The organism is Xanthomonas sp. NCPPB 1754 (genome assembly GCF_041475725.2).
GTDB lineage: Bacteria > Pseudomonadota > Gammaproteobacteria > Xanthomonadales > Xanthomonadaceae > Xanthomonas > Xanthomonas euvesicatoria.
In genome coordinates, this window is the sequence record NZ_CM192982.1 from 4,694,628 (window position 1) to 4,710,396 (window position 15,769).

Sequence of the window (15,769 nt, forward strand, 5' to 3'; positions counted from 1 at the left end):
ATCAACACGGATAACGACAATGAACAAAGCACGTCTTTTGCTGCTGCCGTTACTGCTGCTCGGCGGCTGTGCCACCGGCGGCGGCGACCGCGCCGGTGGCGATATCCCGGCTGGCGCCGATGTCACCAGCAAGACCATGGGCAACGGCGACAAGGTCGACGAATACCGCGTCAACGGTCAGCTGGAGATGGTGCGGGTGACGCCGGCGCGCGGGGCGCCCTACTTCCTGTACGACCGCGACCATGACGGGCATACCGACGCGGAAAAGGACAAGGTCAACAAGGTGTATTGGCAGCTCTATAGCTGGTGATTGGGGAGTTGGGATGCGGGATTCGTGGGGCATGCGTCGGGCGTTGAAACGCCCGGTGGCGTTGCGTTTTTGATCTGCGCTTCGTTGCCTTGACCGAATTCCCGCCGTGCCTGGAGATGTCCCCTTGCGCACAGCGTGCCGCACACCCGCGTGGTGTGCTTGCGGTAGCGCTGATGATGGGCTGCCGGCATGCAGCCGTGCCCGGCGCTCTTTCACACGATTGGGCGCTACTCAACCGTGTTCACGATTGCTGGGCGCACCGCTCAGGTGCCCTGCCTGTCCAGCGCAACCGCTGCTCGGCGTTCCCTGCCCGGCGGGACACCAAGTGCGCGGGTTTCTTGCCTGGCGATGCGGCTCAGGTTTCTTCCAGCGGGCCGGTGACGCGTTGCAGTTCGTCGATGCCGGCCGGGGCCAGCTCCTTCATCAGCGCCAGGAAATCGCAGCCGACCAGGCGTTGGGCGCGGCGCAGCAGCATCGGCACCGGGCTGGATGGTTCGTGCCGGGCGTAATAGGCGCAGATCTCTTCCAGCCGCCGCTTCACATCCTCGGGGCCGGCGATCTCGTCGTTGCGGCGGGTGGCACTGGTTGCCGTGGCGGCGGCGTGGCCCTCGCCGGCAGCCTGCTCGCCATCTTCGGTGACCGCAAGGACGCCCTGCCGCGCTTGCCAATGCGGCAGTACGAAGCGCTCCAGATCGCGCAGGTCGGTCAGCAGCGGCCGCAGGTCCGGCGCAGCGGTGCCGACGCGCTCGCTCAGCAGCGCATCGATCGCGCGCGCCTGCCGCAGCGCCTCGGCAATGGCCTGGGCGGAGGTGGCCAGCGTTTCCGGCACGCAGTCCTGGCAGCAGGCTTCGATTTCGGCCAGGCTGGGGCCGCTCTGGCCGTCGGGCAGCTTGATGCTGCCGTTGGCCACGCGCAGATCGCGCAGGCTGAAGCGACCCAGCCGCGGTGACTGCACGAACGCGGTGGTGCGCAGCGCACTGAGCAGGCCCATCGGGTCGCTGAGGCCGACCAGCGCATTGATGCGCGAGGTGGGGTCGTTGTCGTCGTCGGCATCCAGCTGCGGATGCACGCTGTCCCAATGACGCTCGAGCAGGCCGTGGATCAACGCCAGCGCATCGGCCCAGCCCGGCAGGCCGCGCAGGCGCAGCCAGGCGGCGCCGAGCTTGCCGGCCACGCGCAGGTCGCGGCTGCGCCGGCTCAGTTCCAGCGCCAGCGCCTGCACCTTGTCCCAGTCCGGTTCTTCGGCGGCGATGACGCTCTCGCCCAGCGAGCGCTCGGCGCGGACCGCCGATTCGCGCTCCAGGCGCAGGAACTCCGGGTCGTATTCCAGATCCGGTCCGGCCGGGGCGTCGTCGCCGAGCGGCGCCAGCAGGGTCTCCAGGGAACTGTCGTCTTGCATGGCACGGCCTCCATCGGGGAAGCCGCCGCGGTGAGCGGCGGCAGGCAGGTCACTCGGGATTGCAGACGGCATCCGGGTCGCCGGCGTCGCAGGCCGGCTGCTGGTCGTCGGGCAACCGCAGGCCGGGGCGGACCAGGCCGAAGGCGCGGTACGGGGTACCGCTGGCCGACAGGTCCACGAAGGCCACGGTGCGGCTGGCCGAACTCTGCGCACGGCCGGCAAACGCCGAGGCCGGCACATTGAAGCCGGAGCCGCCGGCCAGATCGAGCAGGCTGCCGTCGACCGTCGTGGCGTTGAAATACGCCGGCGGCGCGCCGATCGCCGCCACGGTCTGGGTGCCGGTGCCGATCACATAGATCGGGTTCTGCTGCGTACCGATCTGGCCGGTGGCGGCAAAGGTGCCGGTGCCGTTGCGCAGCGGCGCACGGCCGTCCTGGAACAGATTGCCGCGGACCGACAGGAACATCGCGCTGTTGCCGGCATCCACGCTGTAGCTGCTGCCATTGGCCAGCACCAGCAGCAGGTCGCCGCCGTTGGTGAAGCTGAACCCATTGCTGGCGACGAAGTCGCCCAGGCGTACGACACGGTTGTCGACGAAACCGGCCGCATCGCCCAGCACCACCGCGCCGCCTGCGCTACCGCTGAGCAGGCCGGCGGTGATCGAACTGCCGGCGCGCTGGCGGATGCCGGCAGCGGCCTGCAACCAGCTGGTGGCGCCGCTGAGCTGGCCGCTCAGCTGCAGCTCGCCGCCGCTGCGCAGGCGCAGCGAGGGGCCGCCGTCGACGCGGCCGCTGACCAGCAGCGAGCGATTGCTGACCAGATTCAGGCCTTGCGCGCTGAAGTCGCCGAGCGCGTCGATGGCGTTGCCACTGCCGGTGAGCGTGACCGCCCCGGCGGCATTGCCGCCGAGCTGACCGGCGCGCAGGTTGCCGGCGTTCTGGGTGATCGCCCCGCCGCTGCTCAAGGCCACGCTGGCGCCTTCAACGTCGTGACCGAGTGCCACGCCGGTGCCGCCGCGCAGGGCGATGGCGTTGGCGCTGAGCGCGCCAGCGGTGGTGAGCTGGCCACCGGCCTGCAGACGCAGGGCATCGCTGGCTTGCGCAGTCGCCGCCAGGTCGTTGCGATCGACGATGGCGATGCTGCTGCCGCGCGCCTGCACCGTGCCCTGGAAATCGTTACCGGCCGCATCCAGCACGATCGCACCGGTGCCGGCATCGAGCACGCTGTTGCCCGCCACGGTCAGCGCGCCTTGCTGGGTAATGCCGGCAGCGGTGGCCGCAGGCACGGCGATCGCCTGGGCAACGATCGTGTTGGCCTGGGCCGTTGCTGCACTCCCGCTGCGTGCCACCAGCGCACCGCCGACGCGCCCCTGGCCCAGATCCAGGCCGGCGCCGCTGGCGACATCCAGTGCATCGACCTCCAGATTGCCCAAGACCAGCGCATTGCGATCGCGCACGCTGGCCGCGCCGCCGCTCAGGCTCACCGCCGCCTGGAAATCGTTGTCGGCATCGGTCAATGCAATGGCAGCGCCACTGCTGTTGATGCGGGTACTGCCGGTCACGGTCAACGCGCCGCTCTGGGTGACGGCGCCGCCATTGCTGGCCGCATCCAGATCGCCATTGACCAGGCCAACGCCCAGATTCAGCGCGCCGCTGTTACGGACCTGCAGGTTGCCGGTGTTGAGCGTGCCCAGGGTCAAGCCATTGGCATCGCGCACGCTGCTGGCCCCGCCGCTCAGGGTGAGCAGGCCCTGGAAGTCGTTGCCCGCCGCCTCCAGGGTGATGGCGCCGCTGCCGGCATCGACCGTGGTGTCGCCTGCGACGAGCAACGCGCCACCGGTCTGGGTGATGGCGGCGTTGGTGCTGTTCAAGCGCAGCGCGTTGCCTGCCGTGAGCGTGTTGCTCAGCGCGATGCCATTGGCGCCGGTCAGTTGCACCGTGCCACCGCGCAAGGCGCCGGCAGAGCGCAAGGTACCGCCGTTGGCTGTCAGCGTCAGGGCGCCGGTGCCGGTATCGATCTGGCTGGCCGGCAGGTTCAAGTCACCGCCGGCGACCAGCGAGATCGCCGCGTTGCCACCGCTGCGCACCGCAGCGATGCTGAGGTCGTTGCGATCCTGCACGGCGATGGCATTGCCGGTGAGCGCAACCGCGCCGACGAAGTCGTTGTTGGCATCGGTCAAGGCGATGTCGCCGCTGCCGGCATTCAAGCTGGATGCACCGCCGACCGACAAACCGCCGCTCTGGGTGATCGCTGCATTGCCGCTGGTGCCGTTCAACGCGCCACGCACCACCCCGTTACCGAGATGCAGTGCGCCACTGCTGTTGGCGGTGAGTGCATTGGTGGACAGCGTGCCGAAACTGAGCGCGTTGCCGGCGATCTGCACGTCGCCTGCCGTGAGATTGACCACGCCGTTGAAGGTGTTGCCCGCGGTATTGAGCGTGACGTTGCCACTGCCTGCATTGACGGTGGTGGTGGTGCCAACGTCGAGTGCCGCGGCGGTCTGCGTGATCGCGGTGTTGTTGCTGCTCAGCGACAGCGCGCCTGTGGTGGTGATGGTGTGGCCGATGGTGAGACCGTCGCGTGCGGACAGGGTGACGTTGCGGCCGCGCAAGTCGCCGCCGGTGCTCATGCTGCCGCCATTGGCGATCAGGGCAAGATCGGCGGTGCCGGTGTCCAGGTCCTGCGCGGAGAGGTTCAGTGCGCCGCCGGCGGTCAACGCGATGGTGCCGTTGGCACCGGCGTTCAAGGCATTGATGGTGAGGTTGCCGCGATCGGCCACCGTGATGCCGGTGCCGGTGAGACGGATGCCGGCGCCAAAGCGGTTGCTGCCGTTGTTGAGCGCGATGCTGGCGCTACCGGCATCGACGGTGCTGGTGCCCACCACGTCGAGTGCGCCGGCGTTCTGCACGATGGCGGCGTTGGTGCTGCGCAGGGCGAGCGTGTTGGCGGTGACGGTGTGGCCCAGAGTCAGGCCGTCGCGTCCGAACAGCGTCACGTTGTTGCCACCCAGGGCTGCGGCCGTGCTCAGTGCGCCGCCGTTCGATGCCAGGGTCAGGTTGCTGTTGCCGACCGCGATAGCCTGCGACGGCAGGCTCAAGGTACCGCCGGCGGTCACTGCAACACTGCCGTTGCCGGTGCTGGTCAATGCGGCGAGGCTGAGGTTGTCGCCATCGATCACGCCAATGCCGTTGCCGGTCAGGCTGACGCTGGTCAAATTATTGCCGGCTTGCAGCAACGAGATCGCACCGGTGCCCGCATCGACCGTGGTGGCGCCGCTGACCAGCAGTGCGCCGCCGCTTTGCGTAATGGCGGCATTGCTGCTGGCAAGCGACAACGTGCGCGCGGTGATGTTCTGGCTCAAGGCCAAGCCGCTGTTGGCGCGCAGGCTCACTTCGTCGCCAAGCAGTGCGGCAGACAGGCTCAGGCTGTTGGCGATCAGGTTGATATCGCCGCTGCCGTTGTTCAACGTCGTGCCTGGCAGGATCAGATTGCCGCCGGCGGTCAGCGCGATCGTGCCGCCGTTGTTGCTGGTCAACGCCGAGAGCGTGAGATCGTTGCTGTCGCGCACCGCGATGCCGGCGCCGGTCAGGCTCATGCTGCCCTGGAAATCGTTGCTGCTCTCGATCAGCGCGATGGCGCCGCTGCCGGCGTTGAGGGTGGCGCTGCCATCGACGATCAGCCCGCCGGCCTGGCCGATGGCGCCATTGCCGCTGCTCGCAGCAAGGGTGCCGGCAACGCGGCCGCTTCCCAGGTTCAATGCGCCATTGCTGGTGGCGGTGAGGTTGGCGATGTTCAGCGTTCCCAGCGTCAACGTGCTGCTGTCGCGGATCGACACCTCGTTGCCGGTCAGGCTCACTGCACCGCCGAAGTGATTGCCGGCACTGCCCAACGCGATCGCGCCGGAGCCGGTGTTGAAGCTGGAGGTCGAACCGATGCGCAAGGCGCCTGCGGTCTGATTGATCGCACCGTTGCTGGTGGACACCACCAAGGTGCTGCTGTCGATGCTGGTCGCCAACGTCAGTGCGTTGGCGCTGAACAGCGAGACCGCATTGCCGGCGAGATCGCCGCCCAATGTCAGCGTGCCGTTTTCTGCGCGCAGCGTCAGGTCATCGCTGCTGGTCAATCCGCTGCCGGGCAGCGTGAGCGAGTTGCGTGCGGTGAGCGCGATGGTGCCGGCGCCACCGTTGTTGAGCGACACCACGCTGAGATCGTTCGCATCGACCACCGCGATATTGCGTCCGGTCAGTGCAAGGTCGTTCCTGAAGTCGTTATTGCGTGCGAGCGAAATGGCGCCGTTGCCGGCATCGACGGTGGCAAGGCCGCCGACGTCGAGCACCCCTGCATTCTGGAAGATCGCGTTGGTGGTGGCAGTCAGGCCCAGGCTGCCACTGGCGGTGACGTTGTGATTGAGCACGATGCCATCGCGGCCGCTCAGGCTCACATTGCCGCCATTCAAGCTGCCGTTCGTGCTCACTACGCCGCCATTGGCGATCAGGCTGAGCGCGCCGGTGCCGGTGCTGAGGTTTTGCGTGGGCAGCGTGAGCGCGCCGCCGGCTGTCAGGGCGATGGCGCCATTGGTGCCGTTGCTGATCGAGGAGATGCGCAGATCGTCACGATCGACCACGCTGATGCCGGTGCCGGTGAGGCTGACGCCGCTGCGGAAATCGTTGCTGCCGTCGGTCAGCGCAATGGCGCCGCTGCCGGCATTGAGGGTGGTGGCGGCATCGACGATCAGTCCGCCAGCCTGGCCGATGGCGCCATTGCCGCTGCTCGCAGCCAGGGTGCCGGCAACGCGGCCGCTGCCCAGGTTCAATCCGCCGTTGCTGGTGGCAGTGAGGTTGCCGGTGTTGAGCGTGCCCAGCGTCAGCGCACCGCTGTCGCTGATCGACACGCCGTTGCCGGTCAGGCTCACTGCGCCGCCGAAGTGATTGCCGGCGCTGCCCAGTGCCAGCGCACCGGTGCCGGCGTTGAAGCTGGAGGTCGAACCGATGCGCAAGGCGCCTGCGGTCTGGTTGATCGCGCCGTTGTTGGTGGACACCGACAAGGTGCTGCTGTCGATGCTGGTCGCCAGCGTCAGTGCGTTGGCGCTGAACAGTGACACCGCATTGCCGACCAGATTGCCGCCCAATGTGAGGGTGCCGCTGTCTGCGCGCAGCGTCAGGTTGTCGGTGCTGGTCAATCCGCTGGCAGGCAGCGTGAGCGAGTTGCGTGCGGTGAGTGCGATGGCGCCGGCGCCCCCGTTGTTGAGCGAGACCACGCTGAGATCGTTCGCATCGGCCACTGCGATATTGCGGCCGGTCAATGCAATGCCGTTCTTGAAGTCGTTATCGCCTGTGAGCGAAACGGCGCCGTTGCCGGCATTGACGGTGGCCAGCCCGCCAACGTCGAGCACGCCCGCGTTCTGAGTGATTGCGGCGTTGGTGGCAGTCAGGTCCAGGATGCCGCCGGCGGTGACGTTGTGATTGAGCGCCACGCCATCGCGCGCGCTCAGGCTGACGTTGCCACCGCTCAAGGTGCCAAGCGTACTCAAGGCACCGCCATTGGCGATCAGGCTGAGCGCGCCGGTGCCGGTGGAAAGATTCTGCGTGGGCAGCGTGAGCGCGCCGCCGGCTGTCAGGGCGATGGCGCCATTGGTGCCGTTGCTGATCGAGGCGACGCTTAGATCGTCGCGATCGACCACGCTGATGCCGGTGCCGGTGAGGCTGACGCTGCTGCGGAAATCGTTGCTGCCGTCGGTCAGCGCGATGGCGCCGTTGCCGGCGTTGAGGGTGGCGCTGCCATCGACGATCAGTCCGGCGCTCTGGCTGATGGCGCCATTGCCACTGGTTGCATTCAGGGTGCCGCGGACGCTGCCGCTGCCCAGGTTCAACGCACCATTGCCGGTGGCGGTGAGGCTGCCGGTATTCAGCGCACCCAGCGTCAGCGCGCCAGTGTCGGCGATGCGCGTGTCGCCGCCGGTCAGCGTCACCACGCCCTGGAAATCGTTGGTCGCTTCATCCAGTTCGATGGCGCCGGTTCCGGCATTGACGGTGCTGGTGCCGGTGGCGGTCACGCTGCCGGCGGCCTGGGTGATCGCGCTGTTGGTGGTGGTCAATGCCAGCGTGCCGCTTGCAGTGACGTCATGCCCCAGAGTCATGCCGGCAGTGCCGGTGAGGTCCACGTTCGTGCCGGCCAACGCGGCGCGCGTGGTGAGGCTGCCGCCACTGGAAAGGGTGAGGTTGGCGCTGCCGGTGTTGATCGCCGTTGCCGGCAAGGTCAATGCACCGCTGGCACGCAGCGACAGCGCGCTGTTGTTGCCAAGATTCAGGGTGCCGATGGCCAGATTGCCGGCAGCGTTCAACGAGATGCCGCGACCGGTGGCGCTGACCAGATCGCCAAAGGCGTTGCCGCTGTTGTTCAGGGTGATCGCACCGGTGCCGGCAGTGAGGTTGCTGGTGCCGACGATGGTCAGGAAGTTACCGGCCGACTGGGTGATCGCGCCGTTGTTGCTGGTGGCGAGCAAGGCACCGCCCACCCGGCCGCTGCCCAGGTTCAACGCGCCGTTGCTGATGGCGGTGAGATCGTTGACGTTCACCGCACCCAGTGTCAGCGCGCCGCTGTCGCTGATGCGCGTGTTGCCGCCGGTCAGCGCCACCACGCCCTGGAAGTCGTTGCCTGCGCCGTCCAGCGTGATGGCACCGGTTCCGGCATTGATGGTGCTGGTGCCGGTGGTGGCCACGCTGCCGGCGGTCTGGGTGACCGCGTTGTTGGTGGCGGTCAACTTCAGCGTGCCGCTTGCCGTGACGTCATGCGCCAGCGCGATGCCGCCGCGACCGGTGAGGTCCACGTTCGTCCCGGTCAGCGTGGCGCGCGTGCTGAGGCTGCCGCCGCTGGACAGGGTGAGGTTGGCGCTGCCGGTGTTGATCGCCGTTGTCGGCAAGGTCAATGCGCCGGTGGCACTCAACGACAGCGCACTGTTGCTGTCGAGGTTCAACGTGCCGATCGAGAGATTGCCTGCCGCGTTCACGGCAATGCCGTTGCCGCTGGCGCTGAACAGGCCACCGAAGGTGTTGCCGCCGTTGGTCAGCGAAAGCGCACTGCCGGACTGCAGGAATTGGCTGGTGCCCGTCACCGCCAGCGCACCGGATTGGGACAACGCGACCGTGTTGGTCAGGCTGAGGTTGCCGCCTACATCCAGGTTGCCGAGGCCGCTGATCTTGTTGGCGCCGCTGAAGGTGGCACTGCCACCGATAAAGCCACCCAGGCTGCCGGCGGTGTAGATGCCGGTCTGTTGCACGCCGCGACCGGTGCTCAGGGTGATCGCCCCGGTGCCGGCATCGATGCTGCCGCCGCCGGCGACGTCGAAGCTGCCACCGCCGGAGGCGATGAGCGACACGCTGCCGTCGGGGCCATTGGACAGCGACGCCGCACGAATGGTGCCGCTGTTGTTGATGAGTCGATCGAAGATGCCTTGCGCCGCGCGCGCCTGCAGCTGGATCGCGCCGCCTGGCGCGCTCAGGGTGCCGGAATTGTCCACCGCTTCGGTCGCCAGACTCAGCTGCAGCGGCTTGTCGATCAGCACGCCGAAGCCGCCGCTTTCGAACGTCAGCGTGGCTGCGTCGGCACCGGCGAGCGTGATGTTGCCGGCGGTGGCGGTGATGGTGCCGCTGTTGGACGCCCGGCCGCCGATCAACACGGCCGACCCGGCAGCGGCGTTGATGGTGCCGCTGTTGATGACCTGCGCCACGGTCGTGCCGCCGGCATCCAGGCTGTAGTCGCCGCTCATGAACTTGGACACGGTGGTGCCCAGCGTACTGACCACCAGGCCGCCGACATTGATGTTGGCGGTGTTGCCGATCAATACGCCGTTGCTGTTGAGCAGGAACACCTGCCCATTGGCGTTGATGTTGCCGTAGATCTGCGTCGGGTTGCCGCTCTGCACCAGGTTGAGCACCACCGAACTGGCGCTGGGCTGGTTGAAGATCATCGTCGCCGACGAGCCGATGTCGAACGCCGACCAGGTCAGCGCCATGCGCGAGGAGGTCTGGTCGACGGTCCGGCTGCTGCCGTTGACGGCATTGATGGTGCCGGTGCCGCCGGCGATGCTGCCGCCGGTCGGCAGCTGGTTGGCCGCCACCTGGGCCAGGCCGCTGACCGGCATGGCCATCAGGGCAGCTGCCAGCGCAACGGCCAGCGGGCAGTGACGCAACGGGAGCGTGCGCGGCGAGGTCGCGGTATGGATGGTGGCGTGCATGCGCAGATCCCTCAGAAAGTGAAGCCGAAACGCGTGTAGATGCGGGCGTCGTCGCGTCCGTCGGAGGCGTCGCGCGCACCGGTCGGAAGCGCGGCGCTGATGCGCCACTCGAAATTGGCGTACTGCGGCAAGCGGAAGGTCAGGCCCACGCCGGCGGCATCGAAACTGGCCGGCGCCAGGCGGCCATTGGCGGCGAACACGCGGGCGTGGTCGGCGAAAACATCCAGCTCCAGCAATTCGCGCCAGGGCCGGCCATTGAACGGCGATGCGGCATCGGCAAAACCGTGGGCATCGATGTGGTATTCGAGCGCGGTGTAATACCCGCGGTCGCCCAATGCATCGGAGACCGGATAGGCGCGCACGCTGTCGGGCCCACCGACAGCGAACTGCTCCATCGGGGTCAGCGTGTCGTCGCTGTATTGGCCGTTGAACTTGAAGTACAGCCGCTGCGTGCGGGTGAGGTATTGCAGGCGCGTGTAGGCCAGCCGCGCGATGGTGAAATAGCTGTCGCGACCGGGGCTGATCTGGTCCACCGGCGCCGAGCGGTCGCGCAAGGATTGCCGCACGCTCCCCTGCAGCAGATCCACACCGCGCCAGCGCAGGTCGGTGCGCCGCAACGACAGACCCAGTTCGGCGACATCGAACTGCTGGTCGGACAACTGCATGCCCAGCGCGCTGAGCTTGGATTGCTCGCGCAGATAGCGCGCCGAGCCCTGCAGCTGCAGCGTTTCGGTGTTGATGAATTTCCAGTCGGCGCCGGTGTAGACGATGGAGGTCGGCCCCTTCAGGCCAAGCCGGGCGAACACGCCGTTGCGCACTTCCAGTTCGCTGCGGCTGGCGCCGATCACCGCGCTTAGGCCGGACACGCTGCCGATCGGCAGGCCATAGGACAGCGCGCCGATCTGGCTCTGCCGCGGCGCCAGCGAATAGGCGTAGTTGGCGGCGAACACATCGCCCAGGCCAAGCGGGCTATTCCAGGTGATGCCGGCCTGGGCGCGATAACGGCCGGTCAGCTCGGTGCCGTAGTTGTTGCCGCCCAGGGTGATCACGTACGGGCGGGCGGCCTCGCTGGCGACCAGCACCACGTCGGTCTCGCCTTCCTTCTGGCCTGGCTGCAGCACCGACGACACCGACACGCCCGGCAGATCGCGCGCATACAACAGCGCGGTGTCCACGTCCTGCTTGCGTAGCGGGCGGCCCTGCAGCTGGCGCAGCGGCGCCGACAACGCATTGCCGCGGTAGCGTGCGGCGCCCTGCACGCTGATCTGGCCGATGCGCCCTTCCAGCACGCGGATTTCGATCAGTTGGTCGGGGCCCGGCGTCTGCGCCGGCAGATAGGCTGTGCTGACGATGAAGCCGGCCTGCCGGTAAGCGCGGGTGACCGCATCGGCGACCGCCTGCAGTTGATCGAAGCGCAATGCCACCACCGGCTGGCCCTGGGCCAGCTCGGCGAAGGCAGCGTCGGCCACGGCCTGCATGCGGGCCGGGTCGATGCCGGCTTCCGGGTAGTGGCCCACATCGCGCACGCGAAAGCCGCGCACCTGCACGGTGACCGCCTCGGTCCGGTCCCTCATGGCCGGCACCGCCGCTGCCGACTGCGCAGCAGCCGTGGCATCGGTCGGCGACTGCGCCCACCCAGGTGCGGCCAGCAGTAGGCACGCGGACACCGCCGCGGCCAGACACGTCATACGCATACGTCCATTTCCCCTGAGACCATCCGGTGTTGCGCATGGCCGACGTGTCCCGCTGCACACGCAGGCGCCACGGCGGCGACTGCACGGCGATCGGCGTGTCTGACCTCGCCCCTTGCTGAACGTCGATCAAACCCCGACGTACATTTATGCAATGTTAGCAAGATTATTGCGATGAGCATCACGATTATGAAGACCGCTGCCACCTGACTGCGCAGTTTGCGTGCGACCGGATGCGCCGACAGCGGGCCCGGCCGGGCATCAGGCGAACTCGGCAAGGCGTTGCGCAGGGTCACCCCCTGGGTCTGGCGGGCGGCGTCCAGTACGCGCCGACGGCGTGCGCGGTACTGCTCGCGGTCGAGTTGGCCCTGCTGATGCGCCAACGCCAGCGCCTGCAGCTGCGCATTGGCCGGGTGCGCAGCGGCAGCGGTGGGCGACGGCGGGGCGGCGCTCACGGCAGCTCCCGCAGCACGCGCAGGCCCACGTCCGGTTGCGCCGAGCCGTTGTCGGCACGGCTGGCCTGCACCGTGCAATCGGACCAGTAGCTGGAAAAACTTCCGCCGCGCGCCTGCACGCCTGTTCCGGTCGATACCCATTCCCAGACATTGCCGGTGAGATTGATCAGGCCCCAGGGATTGGCATCGCGCCCGCGTGCCGACACCGGTGCGCGCGCGGCATCGCCGGCACTGGCGTTGGGCGGCACGCAATTGCTGTCTTCGGCCTGCCGCCAGTTGCTGGCCGCCTGCGCGGCATGCAGCCACTCGGCATCGCTGGGCAGCCGGTACCGCCAGCCGCCGCTGCCGATGGTGAGCCAGCGCAGATAGGCGCGCGCCAGGGTCAGGCTGATATTGCGCACCGGCGCGCGCGCCAGCTCCGGGGTGGCGGCGGCCTGGGCGGTACAGCGGCCGGTGGCCTGGCAGAACAGGTTGAAATCGGCCACCGCCACTTCGCCGCGCGACAACGCGTACGGCTTGCCGCCAGCGATGGCCGGGATCACCACCAGCATCGGCCCGCGGGTCTGCCCGAGTGTGTCGAAGCACGCCGCGGCACGCCCGGCCAGGCCGGCGCAGGGATCCGGGCCGGTGGGCACCGGCGGCAGGCTGTCGGTATCGTCCGCGTTGGCGGGCAATGCCGCAGCGGCGGGGTCGCGCGCAGTCGTTGGGGTGGCGGCGGGCTTGGCAGCGGATTTGCCGCGCGCCGGTCTTGCGCCGGCGGCCGGCGCAGCTGTCTCGGTGGCGCCGCCCGGCGGCACGCTGGCGTCGGCCGGCGCATCGGCGGCGGGCGCGCGTTGCAGACGGGCCGACAACGAGCCTTCCGGCAATTGGCCGGCCGCCTTCATCTGCGCTTCCAATTGCGCCAGCGCGGTGGCGTCGGTGCGATAGAGCGTTTGCAGGCGCCCGGCGAGTTGCTGGCGTTCGCCGGGCGCCAGCGTGCCCGCGGTCATCACTGCGGCGGCCACCGCATAACGGGTTTGCGCGCTGCGCAGTTCGTCGCGCTGGCCAAGTGTCTGCAGCCCTTGCCTCAGCAGGTCGGCCGCCTGGGCGTATCGCCCGTGTGCGAACGCATCGCCGGCGGTGTTGCGATACACCTGCGAGAGCAGTTGCGGGCCTTCGCTGCGCAACAACGGATGGTCCGGTTGCAGGGTGCGGATGCGCGCCAGCGCATCGCGGGTCTTGCCCAGATCGTTGGCGGCGGCGGCGCGGCGCAGCGACTCGATCCGCGCGGCCAGTTCGGACTCGGCGCTTTCGCGTGCCAACGCTTGTTCGAGCTGGTGCTCCAGCGTCTGCAGGCGTGTGCGCTGGGCCAGCAGGCCGGCCGATTGCGGGGCCACGCCCAGGCCGACATCCACCAGCGCCTGCGCGCCAGCCAGCTGTGCGGGGTCGCTTTGTGCGGCAACCGCCGTGCTGATGGCCTCGGCCAGCGCGCTGCCCTGGCTGCTGCGCTCGGCCGCCGGCAGTGCGGCCAGTGCGGCGTCGATACGCGCGCGCCAGGCCGGGTCGGTGCTGGGGTTGGCCAGATCGGCAGCCAGTGCCTTGCGCGCGCTGTCGGCATCGCGCGGCGCGGCGGCAACCGGCGTGCGTTTGGCTTGCTGCTCGGCTACGCCGACCTCGGCGCTGCGCAATTGCAGGCGCAACGAGTCCGGAAACGCTGCGCGCGCCTGTTCTACTTCGGTCCGCGCGGTGGTGAGTTGCCCGGCCGCCACCGCCTGCGCGATGGCCGCGTCCAGGCGTACTTCCAGTGCGGAATGGCGCAGCAGGCTGCTGCCCGGATCGATGCGGCGCACCTGGTCGAGCGTGGCCAGTGCGTTGTCGGGCCGGGTGCGGAACAACAGCCCGGCATCGAGCTGGCGATTGAGCGTGGTGTCGAGCGCGTTGAGGCGTTGGTTCTTTTCGCGCTCGATGGCCTGGCGACGCGCATCCAGCGCGGGCGAATACAGCCGCAACCGGTCGCGCAAGGCGAACACCTGCAACGCGCCGCGGTAATCGTCGCGGCCGTTGGCCGGATTCCACAGCGCGTCCAGGCGACGCAGCAGGAAATCTTCGATGAGGTCGCTGCGGTCCATCAGCACGCGCCGGCGGTCGTCTGCGCTCAGGCTGGACAGCGCCTGCATGACCTGGGTTTCGTCGCGGTACTGCTGCGGGTCCTGCGCACCGAAGCGTGCGATGACCTCATCCAGATGGCGCTGATGCAGATAACGCGATGCGCCCCACCCGCCCACGCCGACCAGCGCGAGCGCGGTGGCGCCATAGCCGATCAACGGCAGCGCGCGCTCGCGCAGCGGCACCTGGCGCAGGCCGTCGAGCAGTTGGTCCACGCGCGTGAGCCGTTGCGCAGCAGGGAATGCCACGGCCGCGCACAACGTGGCGTACTGGCGACGGGTCAGGCCCGGCACCGGCGGCGGGCGGCGGCCTTCGCGCAGCGCCACTTCGGCACTGAGTTTGTCGAATGGGTGCTTGCCGGTCAGCAATTCGAAACACACGCAGCCCAGCGCGTACAGATCGTCGGCCGGAGTGGGCGCCTGTCCGCGGATCATTTCCAGGCTGGCATAGGCCGGCGTCAATGCACCCAGCGTGGCCGCATCGAACACGGTCTGTTCACCGGCGACATCGGCCGCATGCTTGCCGGCGCGTGCGATGCCGAAATCGAACACCTTGGCCACGCCATCGCGGGTGACCATGACGTTGCCGGGCTTGAAATCCGAATGCACGATGCCGGCCGCGTGCGCGCGCATCAGCGCCCGGCCCATGCCCTCGATCAGCGGCCAGGCCTGCTTGAGCGGCATGCCGTTGTAGGCCTGTTCGCGGATCAGCGTTTTCAGGTCGCAGCCGTCGATGTATTCCATGGTCATGAAGACCAGGGTGCGATCCTTGTCGAAGTCGTACACGCGCACGATGTTGTCGTGGGCCAGCTTCTGCGAGCGGCGCGCTTCGCGCTGCAGGGCGACCAGTGCGTCGGGATGGCGGCGGAATTCGTCGCTGAGCACCTTGACCGCCAGCCACGGGTCGCGGTCGCGTGCTTCCACCTTGCGTTCGTCGCGGGCCAGATACACCACCCCCATGCCGCCGCGGCCGAGTTCGCGTTCGAGCTGGAAGCGGCCCTTGAGCAGGCTGCCGACACCGGCATGATCGCCACCGGCGGCTTCGGCCAGGTGCTGCCAGCTGGACAGACTGGCGGTACCGGCCGTGCCGGTGCCGGTGCCGGTCTGCGTGCCGAGGTGGGTGGGCGTGCCCAGCCCCAGGCTGGTGAGGCTGGGCGCATCGCCGGGCAGGGGCTGCGCCGGTTGCACGCGGGTGATGTCGTCTTCGACCACGCGCGCCGGGCCGGGTCGTGGCATCACCACGGTGGCATCGTCGTCGACCATCGTTGGCGTGGGTGTTGGCTGCTGCGTTGGCGCAGGCGCAGGCGCAATCGCACGATCGCGCAACGCATCCAGCCGGCTCATCAGCGTGGTCACGGTGGCATCGTCGAGCAGGTGCTGGCGTTGCAGCGTCCACAGCGTTTCCACCCCGGCACGGTATTCGGCCTCCGGTACCGCGGCGCGCTTGCCCAGCGCGGCCAGGACGGCATTGAGGTCGAGCGCGCCGCGGCGCATGGCGGTGACCAGTTCGGTCAGGGTGGCGGTGTCTTCGTGCATG

General features: G+C 68.6%; 6 protein-coding genes and 1 pseudogene. 1 reads left to right on the forward strand and 6 read right to left on the reverse strand.

Features of this window, described 5'->3' with window-relative positions:
• The first annotated feature begins 19 nt into the window (after positions 1-19).
• On the forward strand, positions 20-310 hold the full coding sequence (locus ACCQ15_RS20250) for a DUF2782 domain-containing protein (RefSeq protein ID WP_008571145.1): 291 nt from the start codon (positions 20-22) through the stop codon (positions 308-310).
• Positions 311-665: 355 nt separating this feature from the next.
• On the opposite strand, the gene tssA is transcribed toward ACCQ15_RS20250, so the two are convergent.
• The 6 genes and pseudogenes from tssA to ACCQ15_RS20280 all read right to left on the reverse strand — a co-directional run bounded on the left by tssA (position 666) and on the right by ACCQ15_RS20280 (position 15,768).
• Complete coding sequence (gene tssA / locus ACCQ15_RS20255; RefSeq protein WP_372380985.1) at positions 666-1,709, reverse strand: type VI secretion system protein TssA; 1,044 nt, start codon at positions 1,707-1,709, stop codon at positions 666-668.
• A gap of 49 nt (positions 1,710-1,758) precedes the next feature.
• Positions 1,759-7,845 carry a beta strand repeat-containing protein gene (locus ACCQ15_RS20260; RefSeq protein ID WP_496561808.1) on the reverse strand — a complete coding sequence of 2,029 codons (6,087 nt, stop codon included), beginning with the start codon at positions 7,843-7,845 and terminating at the stop codon, positions 1,759-1,761.
• A 279-nt stretch (positions 7,846-8,124) separates the two neighbouring features.
• Positions 8,125-9,942 (reverse strand): annotated as a pseudogene (locus tag ACCQ15_RS20265) (beta strand repeat-containing protein); the annotation flags it as partial.
• Positions 9,943-9,953: 11 nt separating this feature from the next.
• On the reverse strand, positions 9,954-11,630 hold the full coding sequence (locus tag ACCQ15_RS20270) for a ShlB/FhaC/HecB family hemolysin secretion/activation protein (RefSeq protein ID WP_372381591.1): 1,677 nt from the start codon (positions 11,628-11,630) through the stop codon (positions 9,954-9,956).
• On the reverse strand, positions 11,627-12,088 hold the full coding sequence (locus tag ACCQ15_RS20275) for a hypothetical protein (RefSeq protein ID WP_011348987.1): 462 nt from the start codon (positions 12,086-12,088) through the stop codon (positions 11,627-11,629). Before ACCQ15_RS20275 ends, ACCQ15_RS20270 begins: the two co-directional genes overlap by 4 nt.
• A complete protein-coding gene (locus tag ACCQ15_RS20280) occupies positions 12,085-15,768 on the reverse strand; it encodes a protein kinase domain-containing protein (protein WP_372380986.1) in 3,684 nt (1,227 codons plus the stop codon). Before ACCQ15_RS20280 ends, ACCQ15_RS20275 begins: the two co-directional genes overlap by 4 nt.
• Position 15,769 lies beyond the last annotated feature (1 nt).

Coding starts and splice junctions, on each gene's coding strand:
- ACCQ15_RS20260 (WP_496561808.1), bottom strand. CDS start 7,845: ATGACTCTGGGGCATGACGTCACTGCAAGCGGCACGCTGGCATTGACC.
- ACCQ15_RS20250 (WP_008571145.1), top strand. CDS start 20: ATGAACAAAGCACGTCTTTTGCTGCTGCCGTTACTGCTGCTCGGCGGC.
- ACCQ15_RS20270 (WP_372381591.1), bottom strand. CDS start 11,630: ATGACGTGTCTGGCCGCGGCGGTGTCCGCGTGCCTACTGCTGGCCGCA.
- tssA (WP_372380985.1), bottom strand. CDS start 1,709: ATGCAAGACGACAGTTCCCTGGAGACCCTGCTGGCGCCGCTCGGCGAC.
- ACCQ15_RS20280 (WP_372380986.1), bottom strand. CDS start 15,768: ATGCACGAAGACACCGCCACCCTGACCGAACTGGTCACCGCCATGCGC.